At 65.8% G+C, this 17,776-nt stretch carries 14 protein-coding genes and 2 rRNA genes (1 of these 16 running past the window's edge); 9 read left to right on the top strand and 7 right to left on the bottom strand.

The annotated features are described in order from the left end of the window. Nucleotides 1-191 precede the first annotated feature (191 nt). Nucleotides 192-1,001: an HAD family hydrolase gene (locus tag OH802_RS05020; RefSeq protein WP_406025684.1), complete on the bottom strand. Its 810-nt coding sequence runs from the start codon at nt 999-1,001 to the stop codon at nt 192-194. A gap of 246 nt (nt 1,002-1,247) precedes the next feature. On the opposite strand from OH802_RS05020, the gene OH802_RS05015 reads away from it, so the two are divergent. Beyond that, a complete protein-coding gene (locus tag OH802_RS05015; protein ID WP_406025682.1) occupies nt 1,248-1,862 on the top strand; it encodes a TMEM165/GDT1 family protein in 615 nt (204 codons plus the stop codon). Nucleotides 1,863-1,866: 4 nt separating this feature from the next. Here the strand turns inward: OH802_RS05015 and OH802_RS05010 are convergent, their stop codons facing one another. After that, nucleotides 1,867-3,099: an RNA polymerase sigma factor gene (locus OH802_RS05010; protein WP_406025680.1), complete on the bottom strand. Its 1,233-nt coding sequence runs from the start codon at nt 3,097-3,099 to the stop codon at nt 1,867-1,869. A gap of 1 nt (nt 3,100) precedes the next feature. Next, nucleotides 3,101-3,478 carry a YciI family protein gene (locus tag OH802_RS05005; protein ID WP_160026209.1) on the bottom strand — a complete coding sequence of 126 codons (378 nt, stop codon included), beginning with the start codon at nt 3,476-3,478 and terminating at the stop codon, nt 3,101-3,103. Nucleotides 3,479-3,674: 196 nt separating this feature from the next. Here OH802_RS05005 and OH802_RS05000 point away from each other — a divergent pair, with 196 nt between their 5' ends. Beyond that, nucleotides 3,675-4,493 (top strand): nicotianamine synthase family protein, encoded by an 819-nt coding sequence (locus tag OH802_RS05000; RefSeq protein WP_406025677.1) that lies wholly within the window; start codon nt 3,675-3,677, stop codon nt 4,491-4,493. Here OH802_RS05000 and OH802_RS04995 read toward each other — a convergent pair. Further along, a complete protein-coding gene (locus OH802_RS04995) occupies nt 4,490-5,374 on the bottom strand; it encodes an LLM class flavin-dependent oxidoreductase (RefSeq protein WP_406025675.1) in 885 nt (294 codons plus the stop codon). The two genes, OH802_RS05000 and OH802_RS04995, sit on opposite strands and share 4 nt — an antisense overlap. 131 nt (nt 5,375-5,505) lie before the next feature. Here OH802_RS04995 and OH802_RS04990 point away from each other — a divergent pair, with 131 nt between their 5' ends. From OH802_RS04990 to OH802_RS04975, 4 genes are all read left to right on the top strand, one after another. Next, entirely contained in the window at nt 5,506-5,934 is a 429-nt protein-coding gene (locus OH802_RS04990) for a YciI family protein (protein ID WP_406025673.1), read from the top strand. A 28-nt stretch (nt 5,935-5,962) separates the two neighbouring features. Continuing rightward, nucleotides 5,963-7,204, top strand: coding sequence for an RNA polymerase sigma factor (locus tag OH802_RS04985; protein WP_406025671.1), 1,242 nt, complete (start codon nt 5,963-5,965; stop codon nt 7,202-7,204). Nucleotides 7,205-7,294: 90 nt separating this feature from the next. Beyond that, nucleotides 7,295-8,491 carry an Nramp family divalent metal transporter gene (locus OH802_RS04980; RefSeq protein ID WP_406025669.1) on the top strand — a complete coding sequence of 399 codons (1,197 nt, stop codon included), beginning with the start codon at nt 7,295-7,297 and terminating at the stop codon, nt 8,489-8,491. 104 nt (nt 8,492-8,595) lie between these two features. After that, on the top strand, nt 8,596-9,198 hold the full coding sequence (locus tag OH802_RS04975) for a hypothetical protein (protein WP_406025667.1): 603 nt from the start codon (nt 8,596-8,598) through the stop codon (nt 9,196-9,198). Here OH802_RS04975 and OH802_RS04970 read toward each other — a convergent pair whose 3' ends face one another. After that, entirely contained in the window at nt 9,199-9,999 is an 801-nt protein-coding gene (locus tag OH802_RS04970) for a siderophore-interacting protein (protein ID WP_406025665.1), read from the bottom strand. Nucleotides 10,000-10,205: 206 nt separating this feature from the next. On the opposite strand from OH802_RS04970, the gene OH802_RS04965 reads away from it, so the two are divergent. The 3 genes from OH802_RS04965 to OH802_RS04955 are packed head-to-tail and all read left to right on the top strand — an operon-like array spanning nt 10,206 to nt 14,190. Then, complete coding sequence (locus OH802_RS04965) at nt 10,206-11,762, top strand: hypothetical protein (protein WP_406025663.1); 1,557 nt, start codon at nt 10,206-10,208, stop codon at nt 11,760-11,762. Nucleotides 11,763-11,818: 56 nt separating this feature from the next. Further along, the gene (locus tag OH802_RS04960) at nt 11,819-12,838 is read left to right on the top strand and encodes a DUF2332 domain-containing protein (RefSeq protein WP_406025661.1); all 1,020 of its coding nucleotides are present in this window, start codon (nt 11,819-11,821) and stop codon (nt 12,836-12,838) included. Between the two features lie 56 nt (nt 12,839-12,894). Continuing rightward, nucleotides 12,895-14,190 carry an MFS transporter gene (locus tag OH802_RS04955; protein ID WP_406025659.1) on the top strand — a complete coding sequence of 432 codons (1,296 nt, stop codon included), beginning with the start codon at nt 12,895-12,897 and terminating at the stop codon, nt 14,188-14,190. 344 nt (nt 14,191-14,534) lie between these two features. On the opposite strand, the gene rrf is transcribed toward OH802_RS04955, so the two are convergent. Continuing rightward, nucleotides 14,535-14,651: ribosomal RNA gene (gene rrf, locus OH802_RS04950) — 5S ribosomal RNA — on the bottom strand. 105 nt (nt 14,652-14,756) lie between these two features. After that, a 23S ribosomal RNA gene (locus tag OH802_RS04945) occupies nt 14,757-17,776 on the bottom strand; it runs 71 nt beyond the window's last position.

Raw genomic sequence — 17,776 nt, 5'->3', positions numbered from 1 at the left:
AAGACAGGTAACAGGTTTGGTGTGAGATCGGACACCGTTCCGATGGCGATCCGGCACCGTGCCGAGGAGCGGACCGAAAGCCCGGCGGATCCCGGATTCGGCTGACATCGACCCTCAGAAGTGGGACCCTGACCCACGCTGGACAGTCGTCAAGAGATGCTGGCGCATCGGCCGCCCGCCTTGACCGACGGTCAGCGGGACGATCTCTTGGAACCCCACGGCACCACATTGCCGGAGACGAACGTCCGCGATTCGGACCCTTCGCGTGGCACCGGGATGCCGATCATCCCGACGAGCTCGCCCAGGTCGCTGATCGTCGGCCCGCTCCAGTCGGGATCCAGGTCGGAGGCGACGTCATCTCGACAAGCTCGATACATCGCCTCGTCGAGCTCTTCGAGCGCCCTGGACCGGAACCGCACGGCCCTCATCCCGACCGCCTCGGCGCCGCTGAGCTCGTGGTCGGCTCCGTCACCGACGTAGACGCACTCGCCGGTGCGCACCTCCAGCGCCGCCGCGGCGACGAGGTAGGCGCCCGAGTCCGGCTTGCGTACGCCGGTCTGGCAGGAGAACGAGACGGCGTCCAGATGGTCCGCGAGCGGGCTCTGCGGCCAGATCGCGACCGTCTCCGCCCCGCAGTCGGCGACGAGGCCGAGCTTGAACCCTCGTTTGCGCAGCGACTCGAGCGCAGGCAGCGCCCAGGTCGCGGCATGCAGGGAGAGCGAGTAGTTCAGCCTCCGCGTGATCGCGCTCTCCACCTGGGACTCGGTCGGCGACCCGCCGACCCGTCGGGCCAGGTAGCGCACGGTGTGGTGCACATCGGCCATCAGACCGCGTACGCGCTCGTCGAAGGTGTCCGCGACCGCGGCCGCGAACGCATCGGGGTCGACTCCGAGATCCGCGCCCATCCCCCTCGCCACCGCGGCGTGCTCGGCGGGATGGCCGCTCGGGACGAGCGTGTCGTGCAGGTCGAAGAGGACCGCGCGCACTCCGGCCTCGTCCATGAAGTCAGCCTAACCAGGATCGGATCTTGGATGACGGAATTCGGCGAACCGGCCGGCGACCGCCCGAATGGGACGGCGTCAGGCCCGTCGCCTAGACTGAAGCCGCGAAGGGGAGTAGTCCTCAACAGTCGCGTCGACACACTGGCCTCAGGGCCCGGCGCGATCGGCCACGAAGTGGCGGACGAGACCTTCGACCAAGCATCCGTATCAACATGACGGTGCTGGTCGAAGGACGATCAACCCCTCATGGGACTCCTCCGGCCGGTGCCGGAGAGGAACCCTGTGTACGCCTTCCTGCTTTCGACCGCGGTCATCTTCGTCGCCGAGCTCGGCGACAAGAGCCAGCTCATGGCGATGACCTTCGCCACCCGTTACCGGGCTCGAGACGTGATCATCGGAATCACCGCCGCCACCGCGATCGTCCATCTGGCCTCGGTCGCCATCGGCGCCCTCATCGGAGACGCCTTCGCCGAGCACCAGCACTACATCACCATCGTCGCGGGAATCGCCTTCCTGGTCTTCGCCGGATGGACCCTGCGCGGCGACGAGCTGACCGAGGACGAGGCCAAGAAGGCTCGCAACAGCCGGGGCATGGCGATCATCGCCGTCGGCATCGCGTTCTTCCTGGCCGAGCTCGGCGACAAGACGATGCTCGCGACGATCACCCTGGCCACTCAGGAGGGCTGGCTCGGCACCTGGATCGGCTCCACCGTCGGGATGGTCGCCGCCGACGCGCTCGCCATCGGTGTCGGCGCGCTCCTGGGCCGCAAGCTCCCCGAAAATGTGATCAAGTACGGCGCCGCCGCACTGTTCGCGATCTTCGGGATCATCCTCGTCATCGACGGCGTCGTGCAGATGTGAGCAGTCACGCCTGATCGAGCGACTCGACCCGGCGGTTCAGGTAGCGCTGCTCCGGCACGCTCTGGGTCAGCCGGGCCGCCAGCACATAGTGCTCCCGAGCCGTCGCGACGTCACCGGACTGCTCGAGCAGGTGCGCCAGCACGGCATGGGCGCGGTGGTGGCGCTGCATCGCCGGGTGCTCCAGCAGGTCTCGTACGATCTCGATCCCGTGCTCGGGGCCGAGACTCATCGCCACGGCGACGGCCCGGTTGAGCGTGACCGCCGGCGAGGGCGCGACCTGCGCGAGCATCCCGTAGAGCAGGTTGATCTGGAGCCAGTCGGTGGCCTCGTACGACTCCGCCTCGGCATGGACCGCGGCGATCGCCGCCTGCAGCTGGTAGCGACCCACCGGCCCCTCCGGGAGTACGTCCTCCAGCAGCGCCACACCTTCGCGGATCAGCTCCTGGTCCCACTGCGAGCGGTCCTGGTCCTTGAGCGGGATCAGGTCGCCGAGGTGGTCGACGCGACCGCACGAGCGGGCCTGGGTCAGCAGCATGAGCGCGAGCAGGCCGGTGGCCTCGTCGTGCTCCGGCAGCACGTCGCGCACGATCCGGGTCAGCCGGATCGCCTCGTCGGTGAGCTCGATGCCCTGCAGCTCGGGGCCGCTGGTGCGGGTGTGGCCCTCGTTGAAGATCAGGTGGCAGACGTCGAGCACGCAGGCGATCCGCTCGGGCAGCTCGTCGGGGGCGGGCGAGCAGAACTCCTCGTCCTTCAGCGTCGCCCGCGCGCGGCTGAGCCGCTGGCCCATGGTCGCCTCCGGAACCAGGTACGCAGCCGCGATCTCCGACGTCGTCAGACCGCCCACGCACCTCAGCGTGATCGCCACCTGCGAGGGGCGGCGCAACGCGGGATGGGCGCACATCATCATCAGGCGCAGCGAGTCGTCGTAGGCCGAACCGATCTCCACAGCCGCGGGCTCCGCGTCGTCGAGCCGCCGGGCGATCCCGTCGGCGACCTCGCGCCGGGTCCGAGCCGTGTCCGCACGCATCTGGTCGATCAGCCGCCGATGAGCCACCCGGATCAGCCATGCCCGCGGGTCGGCCGGCAGGCCGTCGCACGGCCACTTCTGGCTGGCGGCGATGAGCGCCTCCTGGGCGGCGTCCTCGCAGTCGGGGAGGTCCGGATGGACCCGCAGCAGGGCGCCGAGGACGTGGGCGGACTCCTGCCGCCACACGTCCTCGACTCCCGTGACCGTCATGTCAGTAGGTTGCCACCGGCCGTAGCTCGACCGTCTCACCGGGGCCACTGAAGCTGCGTACGACCTCTTCGGCTCGCTCCTGGGACTCGACGTCGATCAGGAAGAAGCCGGCCAGATGCTCCTTCGCCTCGGAGTAGGGGCCGTCGGTGGCGATCGGCTCGCCGGCCTCCCACCGGTAGAGCTTGGCCGAGGCCGGATCCGCGAGCGCCTGCCCGCCGATGAGCTCACCGTTGGCCGAGAGCTCCTCCATGATCCCCTCGAAGGCCGCGTTGAGCTTCTCCCTGGAGGCCTGCGGCAGCGACTGGAACTCGGGGATGAAGTCACCCGTCGGGTGACCCCACGGCTGCGGGTTGGAGTGGATCAGGATGACGTACTTCATGGCTCTTCCCTTTCGTCGGCGCCTTCCGTAGGCGTGCTTACGGGGATACGTCGGAGCCGAGTGGCGTAGTTCTACATCGTCCCAGAAGCGAGCCGCCGACGCGCGGGATACGGGTGAGGCGACTTCCGTGCCGCGGAGCGGGCTCCTGTCGGAACACCGTGCAGCGGCCGTCACCGATGTGGAAGGGTGATCGGTTGTGAATCCGGGAACGTTCGAAGCCATCGACGAACGTCTTGTCTCCACCCTCGACGACCTGCTCGACCAGCCGTCGCTGGAGCCCGGGATCGTCGTCAACGCGCTCTTCAACCGGTTGGTGACCGCGGTACTGAGCGTGCCGGAGTCGGAGGCCGAGACCGTGCTGGCCGCGCTGCCGCCGTCACGTCCACCGGCCCTCTTCCGATCTGTCGCGTCCGCCGGAGAGCACGCGCTCGAGCGGGTCTGGGCCGACCGGATCGCGAGCTCCCCAGACCCCGCGGCGGCATTCGCCCGCTTCCCCTACCGCGAGAACTACCGGCTCCTCGTGGAGATGGAGCTGGAAGCCGTACGCCGCCAGGGCACCGCCCCACGGCATGTGCTGCTCCTCGGCTCGGGGCCACTCCCCCTGACCGCGCTCTGTCTGGCCGACCAGGGCATCGCGGTGCACTGCGTCGACCACGACGCCGAGGCGATCCGGCTCTCCTCCGCCGCGTTCGGACGCCTGGGCGCCGTCGGCGTCACGTTCGAGCACGCCGAAGCCTCCGCCGCCACGCCACCGCACCCCCTCGACATCGTGCTCCTCGCCGGCCTGGTCGGGTCCGACGATGCCGCCAAGGCCGAGGTGCTCGGCAAGGCGGTCACCGCGCTCGCCCCGGGCGGCCTCGTCCTGGCGCGGAGCGCCCGGGGGCTGCGTACGCTGCTCTACCCGCAGGTCGGAGCGCAGGCTCTGGCCGGCCTGTACGTGGTCGCCGAAGCCAACCCCGAGATCGACGCCGCTGGGACCGACGTGATCAACAGCGCAATCCTCGCCCGGGCCTAGAGTGCCGGGTCGAGGACCTCGGCCTTGAGCTGTGCCGCCCGCTCGATCCGCTCGGCACCGGTCTCGCCGAGATTCCAGGTCGGCAGGATGAACTCGTCGAACCCGGCCTCGACATAGCGGCCGATCAGGTCCTGCAGCTCACCGGCCGAGCCTGTCTGCGTCCTGGCGAAGCCCGGGTTCGCACCGTCGAGGTCGAGCATGAAGTTGGTGGTCGTCTTGATCGTCCCGGGGTCGCGACCCACCTGCTCGCACGCCTCCAGGAGCTTGGCCCGCACCGCACCGGCGCTCTCGGGCGTGCCCCAGGTGTTCCACTCGTCGGCGTACCGGGCGACGACGCGCAGCATCCGCGGGCCCTTGGCACCGACCAGGATCGGCAGCGGCGAGGACACTGGCTTCGGCTCGCACGGAGCGTCGGTGAGCTGGAAGTGGGTCCCCTCGAAGGTCGTACGCGGCTTGTCGAGCAGCGACCGGGTGACCTCGATCGCCTCCTCGAAACGGTCGACCAGCACCTTCGCGCTCGGCAGGTCGATGCCGTACGCCTTGTGCTCGTTGATCTGCCAGCCGGCACCCATGCCGAGCACGAACCGCCCGCCGGCGATGTTGTCGATCGTCGCGGACCGGTTCGCGAGCAGCGCCGGGTGATGGATCGTCGTCGGGGAGACGAGGGGCCCGATGCGTACGTTCTCGGTGGTCGCGGCCAGCGCCGGGAGGACCCCCCAGACCTCGTGCATCGGCCCGTCGTCGATGTCCTCGGAGCCGGTGTTGGGCATGTAGTGGTCGGCGAACCAGACGCCGTACCAACCAGCCTGGTCAGCCGCCTGCGCCTCGGCAAGGATGTCGGCAGTGGGAACGGCGGGACTGGGCCACAGCGAGATCTTCACAGCCCCAACCTACCCACGAGCGAAACTCCCCCTCGAAAATATTCTTGGCAGGTTGTCGATCCCGCGTAGACCTCGTTCGACCAAGGGGTGAACGGGCCGGCAAACGGCCCGACGACACAGGAGAAACCGAGATGCCGAAGTACATGCTGATCTGGCGCACCATCGACGAGGACAAGCAGAACGCCGCGATGGCCGAGATCCCCTTCGAGCAGATGCTCGAGAAGATGGGCCGGCTCAACGACGAGCTCATCAAGGCGGGCGTGGTGCTCGCCATGGAGGGCCTCGACCCCGAGGAGCACACGGTCGTCACCTACGCCGACGCGGGCGAGCCGCCGGTGGTCACCGACGGTCCCTACGGCGAGACCAAGGAGCTCTTCGGGGGCTTCTACCTGATCTCGGTCGGCTCGAAGGAGGAGGCGGTCGAGTGGGCCAAGCGGCTCAGCTACTTCCCCGGTTCCGCCGTCGAGATCCGCCGGGTGCCGACGATCGACGAGTTTCCGCAGGACAACCCGTGGATCCAGAAGGAGCTCGACTGGCGCACCAAGACCGGGCAGCTCTGAGGGCCGAAAACCACCCGAGGAGACACCGATGAGTGACGCGACGCGCGCCGTCGAGGCGATCTGGCGCATCGAGTCCGCGCGCATCGTCGGCGCGCTCGCGCGCTACACCGGTGACTTCGCCCTCGCCGAGGACGCGGCCCAGGAGGCCCTCGCGGAGGCGCTGGTCTCCTGGCCGCGCGACGGCCAGCCGGCCAACCCGGTCGGCTGGCTGATGACCACCGCAAAGCGGCGGGCGATCGACACGATCCGCCGCGCCGGCGTCCAGCGCGAGAAGTACGAGGCGATCGCCCACGACCAGGACGAGGCGTACGACGACGAGCTGGACATCGAGCGGATCGATGACGACGTCCTCGCGCTGATGTTCGTCTCCTGCCACCCGGTGCTGTCCAAGGAGGCCCGGGTGGCGCTCACGCTCAGGGTCGTCGGCGGCCTCAGCAGCGAGGAGATCGCCCGGGCGTTCCTGGTGCCGGTGCCGACGATCCAGGCCCGGATCACCCGCGCCAAGAAGACGATCGCGGCCGCGAAGGTCCCTTTCGAGGTGCCTTCGCCCGACGAGCGCCGGCAGCGTCTGGCCGGCGTGCTCAACGTCCTCTACCTGATCTTCACCGAGGGCTCCACCGCCACCTCCGGCGAGGATCTGATCCGCACCGACCTCGCCCGCGAGGCGCGGAGACTGACCCGGGTGCTGATCGGCGTGCTGCCCGACGAGCCGGAGGCGTACGGTCTGCTCGCGCTCATGGAGCTGACCGCCTCCCGCTTCCCGGCGCGGACCGATGCCGCCGGCGACCCGGTCCTCCTCGAGGACCAGGACCGCACCAGATGGGACCAAGGTGCCGTACGCCGCGGCCTGGCCGCCCTCGAGCAGGCGACCCCACGGGGCCTCGGCCCCTATGGGATCCAGGCGGCGATCGCCGCCACCCACGCGGTCGCCGACTCGATCGAGACCACCGACTGGGAGCGGATCATCGTCCTCTACGAGGCCCTGGGACGCATCGCACCCAACCCGATCGTCGACCTCAACCGGGCCGTGGCGGTGGCGATGGCCCACGGACCGTTGCGAGCCCTGGAGATCGTCGACCGGATCGCCGACCCGATCACAGGGAAGGGGCGGCTCGACCACACCCACCTCCTCCCGACCGTGCGCGGAGAGCTGCTGCGCAGGCTGGGCCGAACCGTCGAGGCACGCAAGGAGCTGGAGCGGGCGGCAGGGATGTGCACGAACGACCGCGAGCGTGCCGTCCTTCGGCAAAAAGTCGCTGATCTTCCCTAAAACGGGGTATACCTGTCGCCCATGTCACACGCAGCGAGGACAGAGACAGCCGAAGCCCCTCGATGGCGGATCCTGGGACCCGGCCTCGTGGTGGCCGCGACCGGAGTCGGTGCCGCCGACCTGGTCGCCACCCTGATCGCCGGCAGCAAGTACGGCTACGCCCTGCTGTGGGCCGTCGTCGTCGGATGTGTCCTGAAGGTGGTCCTCGTCGAGGGCGCCGGGCGCTACAGCCTGGCGACCGGCGAGACGATCTTCCAGGGCTGGCGGCGTCTGGGCATCTGGACGACGATCTACTTCGGCCCTTACATCGTGATCTGGGGCTTCATCTACGGTGCCGCCGCGATGGCCGGAACCGGCCTGGCCCTGGCAGCGCTGTTCTCGTTCGCGTCGGTGAAGGTCTGGGGCATCCTGTCCGGCCTGATCGGTCTCGCCATCGTGTGGGCCGGCCGCTACGGCCTCTTCGAGAAGTTCCTCGCGGTCCTGGTCGGCATCATGTTCGTGACGATGGTCGGCGCGGCGCTCGTCACCCTGCCCAACCTCCCCGACCTCCTCGTCGGCCTGGTCCCGACGATCCCCGAAGGCTCCCTGGTCAACATCCTCTCGGTGGCCGGCGGCGTCGGCGGCACGATCACCCTGGCCGCCTACGGCTACTGGCTGCGGGAGAAGGGCTGGCACACGCCGCAGTTCATGCGCGTGATGCGGATCGACAACACCACGGCGTACGTCGTGACCGGCATCTTCGTGGTCGCCACCCTCATCGTCGGCGCCGAGCTGCTCTACTCGGCCAACATCGCCATCGGCACCGGTGACCAGGGCATGCTCGACCTGTCCAGGGTGCTCGCCGACCGCTACGGCAACTGGTTCGGCAAGCTCTTCCTGATCGGCTTCTGGGCCGCGGCGATGTCCTCGCTCGTCGGCGTCTGGAACGGCGTCAGCCTGATGTTCGCGGACTTCATGGGGACCATTCGCGGAAAGGCCGACGAGCCCGAGGCCAAGAGCGGCGGCATCTGGTACCGCTCCTACATCCTCTGGCTCACCTTCCCCCCGATGATCTGGCTCCTGCTCGCCGACGAGCCCACCTGGCTCATCCTCATCTACGGAGTCCTGGGCGCCTTCTTCATGCCGTTCCTGGCCGTCACCCTGCTCTGGCTCCTCAACACCAGCCACACCCCCGCGGAGTGGCGCAACAAGTGGGTCTCCAACATCGGCCTCATCATCTGCGCCCTGCTCTTCGCCTGGCTCGCCTTCGACCAGATCCGCACCTCCATCCAGGGCCTGCTCGGCTAGAGCAACACCCAGCGACACCCGAACGAGGAGGCGGCGAGCGACGGGCTCGCCGCCTCTTTCGTCATCTGGAGACGTACGGACCGACGAGCGGTTATCTTCACCCGATGCGCTCCATTCACGTCGCGACGTCCGTCGTCGCGATCTTCCTTCTGTCTTCCTGCGGCGCCCCCACCGACGTGGCCGCCAAGGCCAGCGAGACGCCGAGCCCGAGCACCACGGCGGCCGAGACACCGAGTCCCAAACCAACGCCGACGCCGTCGCCGGAGGACACGCTCAAGACCTTCGACACCGAGTACTTCACGATCATCTTTCCGGACATCGAGCCCGAAAAGGAGGTCGCGAAGCACGACAACATGACTCAGACGACGTACACGATCGACCTGGACTCGGGCGACCGCCTGGGGATCACGGTTCTCGATCTCAATCCCGGCATCCCCTTCGATCTAACCCAGGGTCTGACCGGCGGCGCCAAGGCCTTGGGCGGGGAGGTCGCGGCGAGCCGAACCGCCACGGTGGATGGCTGGCCAGCCGTGCGCGGACGCTTCCCGATCAAGTACGAAACCAACACGGGGACCGGATGGGCGACTGTCATCGACAAGAACCAGGACGTTGTGTTCGCCCTGGCGTACGAAGGCTGGAGCGTGCCTGACGCGAAGGTGGCACCGGAGCTCTACGAACGCGCCCTGGCCAGCATCAAGGTCAAGTAGTTAGGCCTGGGCCTTGCCGATCCGCCAGTAGCCGACGAAGGTGATCCGCGACTTGGGCACACCGAGCGAGACCAGATGGCGCCTTCCCTCGGCCGGGATCGTCCGCTCGCCGACGAGATAGGCCGAGAGCGTGGCCGGCGCCTCGGGCGTGAACGCCTTCACCTCGGCGATCGCCAGCGCCCCGGGCTGTTCGGCGGAATCGCCTCGAGCCAGCCATCGCACCTCGACCTCCTCGGGCCCGGAGACGTCCTGGACGTCAGCCATGTCCGGGATCTCGATGATCGCCAGGCCACGCGCGTCGCGGGGCATGTCGCGGAGGATCCCGACGATCGCCGGGAGCGCCGACTCGTCCCCGACGAGCAGGTGGAACGAGGCGTCCGAAGCGAAGTCGAAGCCCGTGCCCTGGTCCATGAGCACGACCCGCTCCCCGGGCTGTGCGGTACGCGCCCACGGGCCGGCAATCCCGAGATCGCCGTGCACCACGAAGTCGACGTCGATCTCGCCGAGGTCGGGCCGGTGCTCGCGCACGGTGTAGTTGCGCAGCGGCGGCCGGTCGCCATGCCGCAGGTACTTCAGGTAGTCGATCGTCCCGAGCTTCTCGGGTACCGCGTCGAAGTTGGTGACCTCGCCGCCGGGTCGCGGCAGGAAGAGCCGGAACCACTGGTCGAAACCGCGCTGCGGGAAGCGTCGCAGATCATCGCCTCCCAAGGTGAGCCGCACCATGTGCGGCGTGACCTGCTTGTGGTGCAGCACCTCGGCCGCGTACACGCCCTTCAGCTTGCGGCCGTCGTCGAATCCCATGCCAAGCTCCATCCAGATGAGGTAAGCCTTACCTTGCTTTCGCGACACTAGCGGCCTCCCCCACCCTCTGCCGAGGGTTATGCGGCAAACTCATGCGACATCGCCTCACGGCCTGATAATCTCCGGCGGCCCGCCTTCGCGGCATGAACCTGCCACGGCCCCTCAGTCACATCCTCAGGCGCCGTCGGCCAAAGCCTGGAGCCTCGATGACCCTCACTTCCCGCCGTCGACTTCGCCTGGCCGCGGCGACCGCCGTCGCCATGCTCGCGGCGCTCGCGCCTGTCACCGCCGCGTCGGCAACCAGCACCGACATCACAGCGCCGAAGATCACCGCGACGTCATACAAGCAGTGGCTCGTCCCAGGTGACATGAAATGGCGCGGCGCCTTCTGGAGCGCTACCCCCGCCTACACCTGGTCCAGCTCGGACAACGTCGGGGTCGCCTCCCACGAGGTCCAGACCTGGATCGGGAACGGCAAGGGATCGCGCCTCGGGGTGAGCACCTGGTCGAGCATCGCGAAGTACGTCAAGACCTACTCGGGCACTCGGCGGTCACTCCACACCGAGGTCGGGGAAGGCGAGCAGGCATGCCAGCGCGTGCGCGCAAAGGACGCTGCCGGCAATCGCAGCCCCTGGTCAGCGTGGAGGTGCACCTACGCTCCCTTCGGAGAACGGACTGTAGACGGCGCTTGGGATCCGACGTCATTCAGCTTCAAGCTGCGCAACACCGGGGCAGCCAACGACCGCGTCGCGACGGTCCCGGTCCGGGCTACCGGCGTCCGAATCCGCGTCGCCACCGGTCCGACGAGGGGCACCGCGAAGGTCTACATCGGCTCGACCTACCTCGGGACGGTCTCCGCAGCGGCGAAGAGGTCCGGAAGCAAGTACGTCACGTTCCGCAAGGCTTCCACGCTGTCCGGTTGGATCCGAGTCCGCACCACCTCGACGTCGTCCAAGTCCTTCCTCCTCACCGGCCTATGGGCGATCCGGCCGACCGCGGGCCTGTCCACCGCCACGATCGGATATCCGGGCAGCCAGGGCGAGACGGACTCTGGAAACCCACCGGCGCCGGTCCCGTCCGCGGACGGGACGAGCCCGAGGATCACCAAGTTCAGCTTCACGCCCGCGTGGCCGACGAAGCGCGCCGCGAACGGCATGTATCGAGCGGTGGCAACCTGGGCCGCGACGGACAACGTGAAGGTGACTGGCTACCTCTACCAGGAGAAGATCGCATCGGGCGGAACCTCCCTGTTCGCCAGCGGAACCCGGTACACCACGAGCACCTCGTTGACGGAGATGCCCGACTACAGGGGCGACACGACTTGTCTCCGGGTCCGCGCCCGCGACGCCGCCGGCAACGTCTCCCCCTGGTCGGGCTGGAGGTGCTCGACCGCACCGATCACCGTCCTGGGCGGCAACTGGGCAAGCGGTGGCTTTCCAGAGATCGCTGGCGATCCCTGGGTGTACGCCGCCGTCTCCCCACGAACCTCCGACCAGACGATCGATCGCTACACGGCGAAGTCATTGCGCCTCAAGGTGCGCACAGGCCCGACCCGCGGCAAGGTCAACATCTACGTCGGCGGAGTCCGTTTCGGCACGATCAACACCTACGCCCGGACGAACGGCTCGAGGTGGGTCGTACTGCACCACGATCGGGAGGCACGAGGCCGGATCCGCGTGGTCGCAGTGACCAAGAAGGCCTACGTCGGGCCCGTGTACCTCGTGAAGGACACCGCCAAGGCAGTCCGCAGCGACATCGGGTGACTACCTCTCCGGCACCCGGCTGAGGCACGCTCATGAAGTCGGAGGATCCTGAACGCATGACCCTCTCCGCGCTCTTCCGCGACCACTTCGGCCACGAGGAGCACCTCTACGGCTGGCTGCTCAACCGGTTCGCGGACGACCTCGATGCAGGTGGTCCCATCGCTGAGATCTGCCGGGATCACCTCGACGCCTCCCGCGCCGATGCCGTGCAGCTGCGCCTCCTGGCAGCGCTTCACCGCATCGTCCTCCGCGGCGACGCTCCCGAGCTCGAGCGCTTCTATCCCAACCTCGGAGGCAACGACGCGTACGTCACCGCCTGGCCCCTGTTCGAGAAGGTGATCGCGGCTCACGTCGACGAGCTCCGCGCAGGTCTGGAGGTAGCGCCCCAGACCAACGAGGTCGGTCGCTCCGCCTGCCTCCTCATCGGGATCTTCGAGGCCGTACGCCGCACCGGCCTGCACCGCATCCGGCTGCTCGAGCCCGGCGCTTCGGCGGGGCTCAACCTGCTCGTCGACCGTTACCACTTCCACGGCGAGGACTGGGCGTACGGCCCCACGGACAGTCCGCTGACGATCGACACCGAGAGCGCCGGCGTACGTCCGGTCCCGTTCGAGGTCGTCGCGCGGCGTGGCTGCGACCTCGCCCCCGTCGATGTCTCCACCGCAGCCGGCCGCGAATATCTGACCTCGTTCGTATGGCCGCATCAGGTCGATCGTCACGCCCGGCTCGCCGGTGCCCTGCGGGCCGCGGCCGGCGACCCGCCCAAGGTCGACGTCGGTTCGGCCGACACCTGGCTGGAGGAACAGCTCACCGAACCGACCGACGCGGATGTGCTCACGGTGGTCTGGCAGTCGATCACCGAGCAGTACTGGCCGATCGAGGTACGCACCCGCGTACGCGCTGCCGTCGCCGAGGCCCGTGGTCGGCTGCCCATCGCCCACGTCACCATGGAAGGCGTCCCGCCGGCGCAGACGGCCTCAGGCTGGGACATCCGCACCCACGGCCCCGCGCTCAGCCTGGATGGCGACGTGCTTGCCCATTCGAGCCACCATGGCCCGCCGCTGATCCTGGCGTAGCCGCGCGAGACCAAAGTCGGTTGACGCCTCCCCGGTCCAGGTAAAGGCTGTTCGGCATGCCCGCCGACGAGCTTTCCGGCTGGAGGCGCAACGCAGCGATCTTCCTCGCCGGCCAGACGGTCTCCCTGCTCGGCTCGATGCTGGTGATGTACGCCGTGATGTGGCACCTCACCATCGAGACCCAGTCCGGGTCAGTGCTGATGCTGAGCCTCGTCTTCGGGATGCTCCCGCAGGCGTTCATGTCGATCTTCGGCGGAGTCTGGGCCGACCGACATCACCGCAAGTTCCTCATCATGGGATCCGACGCCACCATCGCGGTCGCCACCCTGATCCTGGCCGGCTTGATGGTCAGTGGGATCGACGACCTCTGGATCATCTATCTCGCCCTGGCCATCCGCTCGGTCTTCGCCGGCATCCAGATGCCTGCCGTCACCGCGATGATCCCGCAGATCGCGCCGGAGTCTCAGCTGCTCCGGATCAACGGAGCCTTCCAGACCATCCAGTCCGCGATGACGCTCCTCGCCCCGGCACTCGCCGCGGTCATCTACGCCAGCATGGACATCGTCGCCGTCTTCTTCATCGACGCGATCACGGCCCTCATCGGCGTCGGCCTGCTCGCCCTCGTCCCGGTCGCCCGCCTCGTACGCCCCGACCAGGGGAAGGTCTCCTACTTCGGGGACCTTCGCGCCGGCCTCAAGTACGTCTCCGCCCATGCGCACGTGCGTTGGATCCTCGTTCTCTTCACGCTGGTCATGGTGATGGTCGGAGCCCCCTCCTACCTCACCCCGCTCATGGTCACGCGTACCTTCGGCGACGAGGTCTGGAAGCTCACCGCGAACGAGCTGTTCTGGGGCTTCGGCATGCTGGCCGGCGGCGCCGCCATGGCCGCGTTCGGACCCAAGATCGTTCACCGCATGCGCTTGATGGTCGGCTCCGTCGTCCTCATCGGGCTGTTCGTCGTCGGACTCGGAGTCTCCACGAACATGTGGGTCTTCTTCGTCTTCGGCCTGCTGATCGGGGTCGCCTTCTCCGCCCTGAGCGCACCCGCGTTCACCATCCTCCAGGAGCGCGTCGAGCCAGAGATGCAGGGGCGAGTCTTCGGCATCGTCGGGATCGTCATGTCCGTTGCCATGCCGCTCTCCATGGTGGTCTTCGGACCGCTCGCAGATCAGTTCTCGGTCGAGTCCCTGCTCGTCCTCGCCGGGCTGCTGCTCTTCCTCATGGTCGGCGGCATCCTCGCCATCCCCGGCGCTCGCCGGTCGCTGGCTGAGGTCGACGTCCCGAAGGAAGAGCCCATCGCTCCTGCTGCTTCGGTCGCGCCGGACGAGGAAGCGTCCCAGGGCACCAAATGACAGCTGCCCGGCACCTCGAGGGCACCGGGCAGCTGGAGAAGCTCTGGATCAGCGGCTGGTGACCAGCTTGATGGCCACGCCGAGACCCGCGGCAATGACGGCGGCGATGAGCAGCTTCTTGACCATGGGAACTCCTTGTTCGAGGTGTTGTTGGTACGGACTGCAACTATGACATTGGACCTCGCATGGCTGCCCACGTCAACCGGGCGTGGCGCGAAGAGGTCCCCATAATCATCTCGACAAGCTCGATACACCGCATCTCGACAAGCTCGATACGCCGCGTCGCAAATGGGCAGAAATGGCAGCAGGGCCACCTCCGAAGAGGTGGCCCTGCGCAAAGATATGTCCGGCGGCGTCCTACTCTCCCACAGCCTCTCGGTTGCAGTACCATCGGCGCTGAAGGGCTTGACTTCCGGGTTCGGGATGGGACCGGGTATTTCCCCTTCGCTATGGCCGCCGTAACTCTAGAGATCACCGCTATCGGGTGACCAAACCTGTGTTACAACAGTTGGTTGTGGACGCGAGACTTGACGGTCTTCGTTTGTTGTTTTTGTTGAGGGTTTATGAAAGATAAGCCCTCGGCCTATTAGTACCGGTCGGCTGGGCATCACTGCTGTACACCTCCGGCCTATCAACCCCATAGTCTGTAGGGGGCCTTAACCCATAAAGGGTGGGAAACCTCATCTTGAAACGTGCTTCCCGCTTAGATGCGTTCAGCGGTTATCACTTCCGAACGTAGCCAACCAGCCATGCACCTGGCGGTACAACTGGCACACCAGAGGTTCGTCCATCCCGGTCCTCTCGTACTAGGGACAGCCTTTCTCAAGTTTCCTACGCGCGCGGCGGATAGGGACCGAACTGTCTCACGACGTTCTAAACCCAGCTCGCGTGCCGCTTTAATGGGCGAACAGCCCAACCCTTGGGACCTACTCCAGCCCCAGGATGCGACGAGCCGACATCGAGGTGCCAAACCATCCCGTCGATATGGACTCTTGGGGAAGATCAGCCTGTTATCCCCGGGGTACCTTTTATCCGTTGAGTGACCACGCTTCCACATGCCGTGGCCAGATCACTAGTTCCGACTTTCGTCCCTGCTCGACATGTCTGTCTCACAGTCAAGCTCCCTTGTGCACTTACACTCGCCACCTGATTGCCAACCAGGCTGAGGGAACCTTTGAGCGCCTCCGTTACACTTTAGGAGGCAACCGCCCCAGTTAAACTACCCATCAGGCACTGTCCCTGAACCAGATCATGGTCCGAAGTTAGACATCTAGTACGACCAGAGTGGTATTTCAACGTTGACTCCACACACACTGGCGTGTGCGCTTCACAGTCTCCCACCTATCCTACACAAGCCGAACCAAACACCAATACCAAACTATAGTAAAGGTCCCGGGGTCTTTCCGTCCTGCCGCGCGTAACGAGCATCTTTACTCGTAGTGCAATTTCGCCGAGTCCACGGTTGAGACAGCGCCCAAGTCGTTACTCCATTCGTGCAGGTCGGAACTTACCCGACAAGGAATTTCGCTACCTTAGGATGGTTATAGTTACCACCGCCGTTTACTGGGGCTTAAATTCTGAGCTTCGCCGTGAGGCTAACCCGTCCTCTTAACCTTCCAGCACCGGGCAGGAGTCAGTCCGTATACATCGTCTTACAACTTCGCACGGACCTGTGTTTTTAGTAAACAGTCGCTTGGGCCTGGTCTCTGCGGCCCTTCACGCTTCCCCCAGCTAGTGGGTTCACGATCCGGGCCCCCCTTCTCCCGAAGTTACGGGGGCATTTTGCCGAGTTCCTTAACCATGGTTCGCTCGATCGCCTCGGTATTCTCTACCTGATCACCTGAGTCGGTTTGGGGTACGGGCGGCTCATGACTCGCTAGAGGTTTTTCTCGACAGCATAGGATCATCGACTTCCCCAAACGGGTCCGTATCACGTCTCAGGCATACAGTGTGCGGATTTGCCTACACACAGCCCTACACGCTTACCCGTAGACAACCATCGCTACGGTTCGACTACCTTCCTGCGTCACCCCATCACTTGACTACTACACACTTGGGTCCCATGTTCCACACACACGCCTCACCCCGAAGGGATCGGTCACGCATGCTTCAGATGGTTAGCATCATGCGCCTCATCATGGGCGTCACTTCGCCGGTACGGGAATATCAACCCGTTGTCCATCGACTACGCCTGTCGGCCTCGCCTTAGGTCCCGACTTACCCAGGGCAGATTAGCTTGACCCTGGAACCCTTGATCAATCGGCGGATGTGTTTCTCACACATCATTCGCTACTCATGCCTGCATTCTCACTCGCGTAACCTCCACCGCTGGATCACTCCGCTGCTTCACTGGTTACACGACGCTCCCCTACCCACCCCGGAAAACCGGAGTGCCATAGCTTCGGCGGATAACTTGAGCCCCGCTACATTGTCGGCGCGGAATCACTTGACCAGTGAGCTATTACGCACTCTTTCAAGGGTGGCTGCTTCCAAGCCAACCTCCTGGTTGTCACTGCGACTCCACATCCTTTTCCACTTAGTTATCGCTTAGGGGCCTTAGCTGATGGTCTGGGCTGTTTCCCTCTCGACAATGGAGCTTATCCCCCACTGTCTCACTGCTGCGCTCTCACTTACCGGCATTCGGAGTTTGGCTAACGTCAGTAACCTGGTCGGGCCCATCGGCTATCCAGTGCTCTACCTCCGGCAAGAAACACGCAACGCTGCACCTAAATGCATTTCGGGGAGAACCAGCTATCACGAAGTTTGATTGGCCTTTCACCCCTAACCACAGGTCATCCCCTCCATTTTCAACTGAAGTGGGTTCGGTCCTCCACGCCGTCTTACCGGCGCTTCAACCTGCCCATGGCTAGATCACTTCGCTTCGGGTCTAGAGCGCGCGACTCAATCGCCCTATTAGGACTCGCTTTCGCTACGGCTTCCCCACACGGGTTAACCTTGCCACACACCGCTAACTCGCAGGCTCATTCTTCAAAAGGCACGCCATCACCCCCACTGCCAAAAGGCCGGCCGGGCTCTGACGGATTGTAGGCACACGGTTTCAGGTACTATTTCACTCCCCGCCAGGGGTACTTTTCACCTTTCCCTCACGGTACTGGTCCGCTATCGGTCATCAAGAAGTATTTAGGCTTAGCGGGTGGTCCCGCCAGATTCACACGACATTCCACGAGTGCCGTCCTACTTGGGAAGTACATCAACCCAGCCAAACACATACGATTACGGGGCTATCACCCGCTACGGCCCAGCTTCCCAACTGGTTCACCTTCATGCTTGGTTTCTTACTGAGCTCACCGCCGGCAGACGATGAAAGACATATCCCACAACCCCGACTACCCAACAACTGCCGTCTATCACAGGTAACCGGTTTGGCCTCATCCGATTTCGCTCGCCACTACTCTCGGAATCACTATTGTTTTCTCTTCCTACGGGTACTGAGATGTTTCACTTCCCCGCGTTCCCTCCACACGCCCTATAGATTCAGGCGCAGGTAACACGACATGACTCGTGCTGGGTTTCCCCATTCGGACACCCCCGGATCAACGCTCGGTTGCCAACTCCCCAGGGCTTA

This window comes from Nocardioides sp. NBC_00850, from assembly GCF_045207335.1.
Lineage (GTDB): Bacteria > Actinomycetota > Actinomycetes > Propionibacteriales > Nocardioidaceae > Nocardioides.
This window is presented reverse-complemented; position numbering and strand designations above follow the sequence as displayed.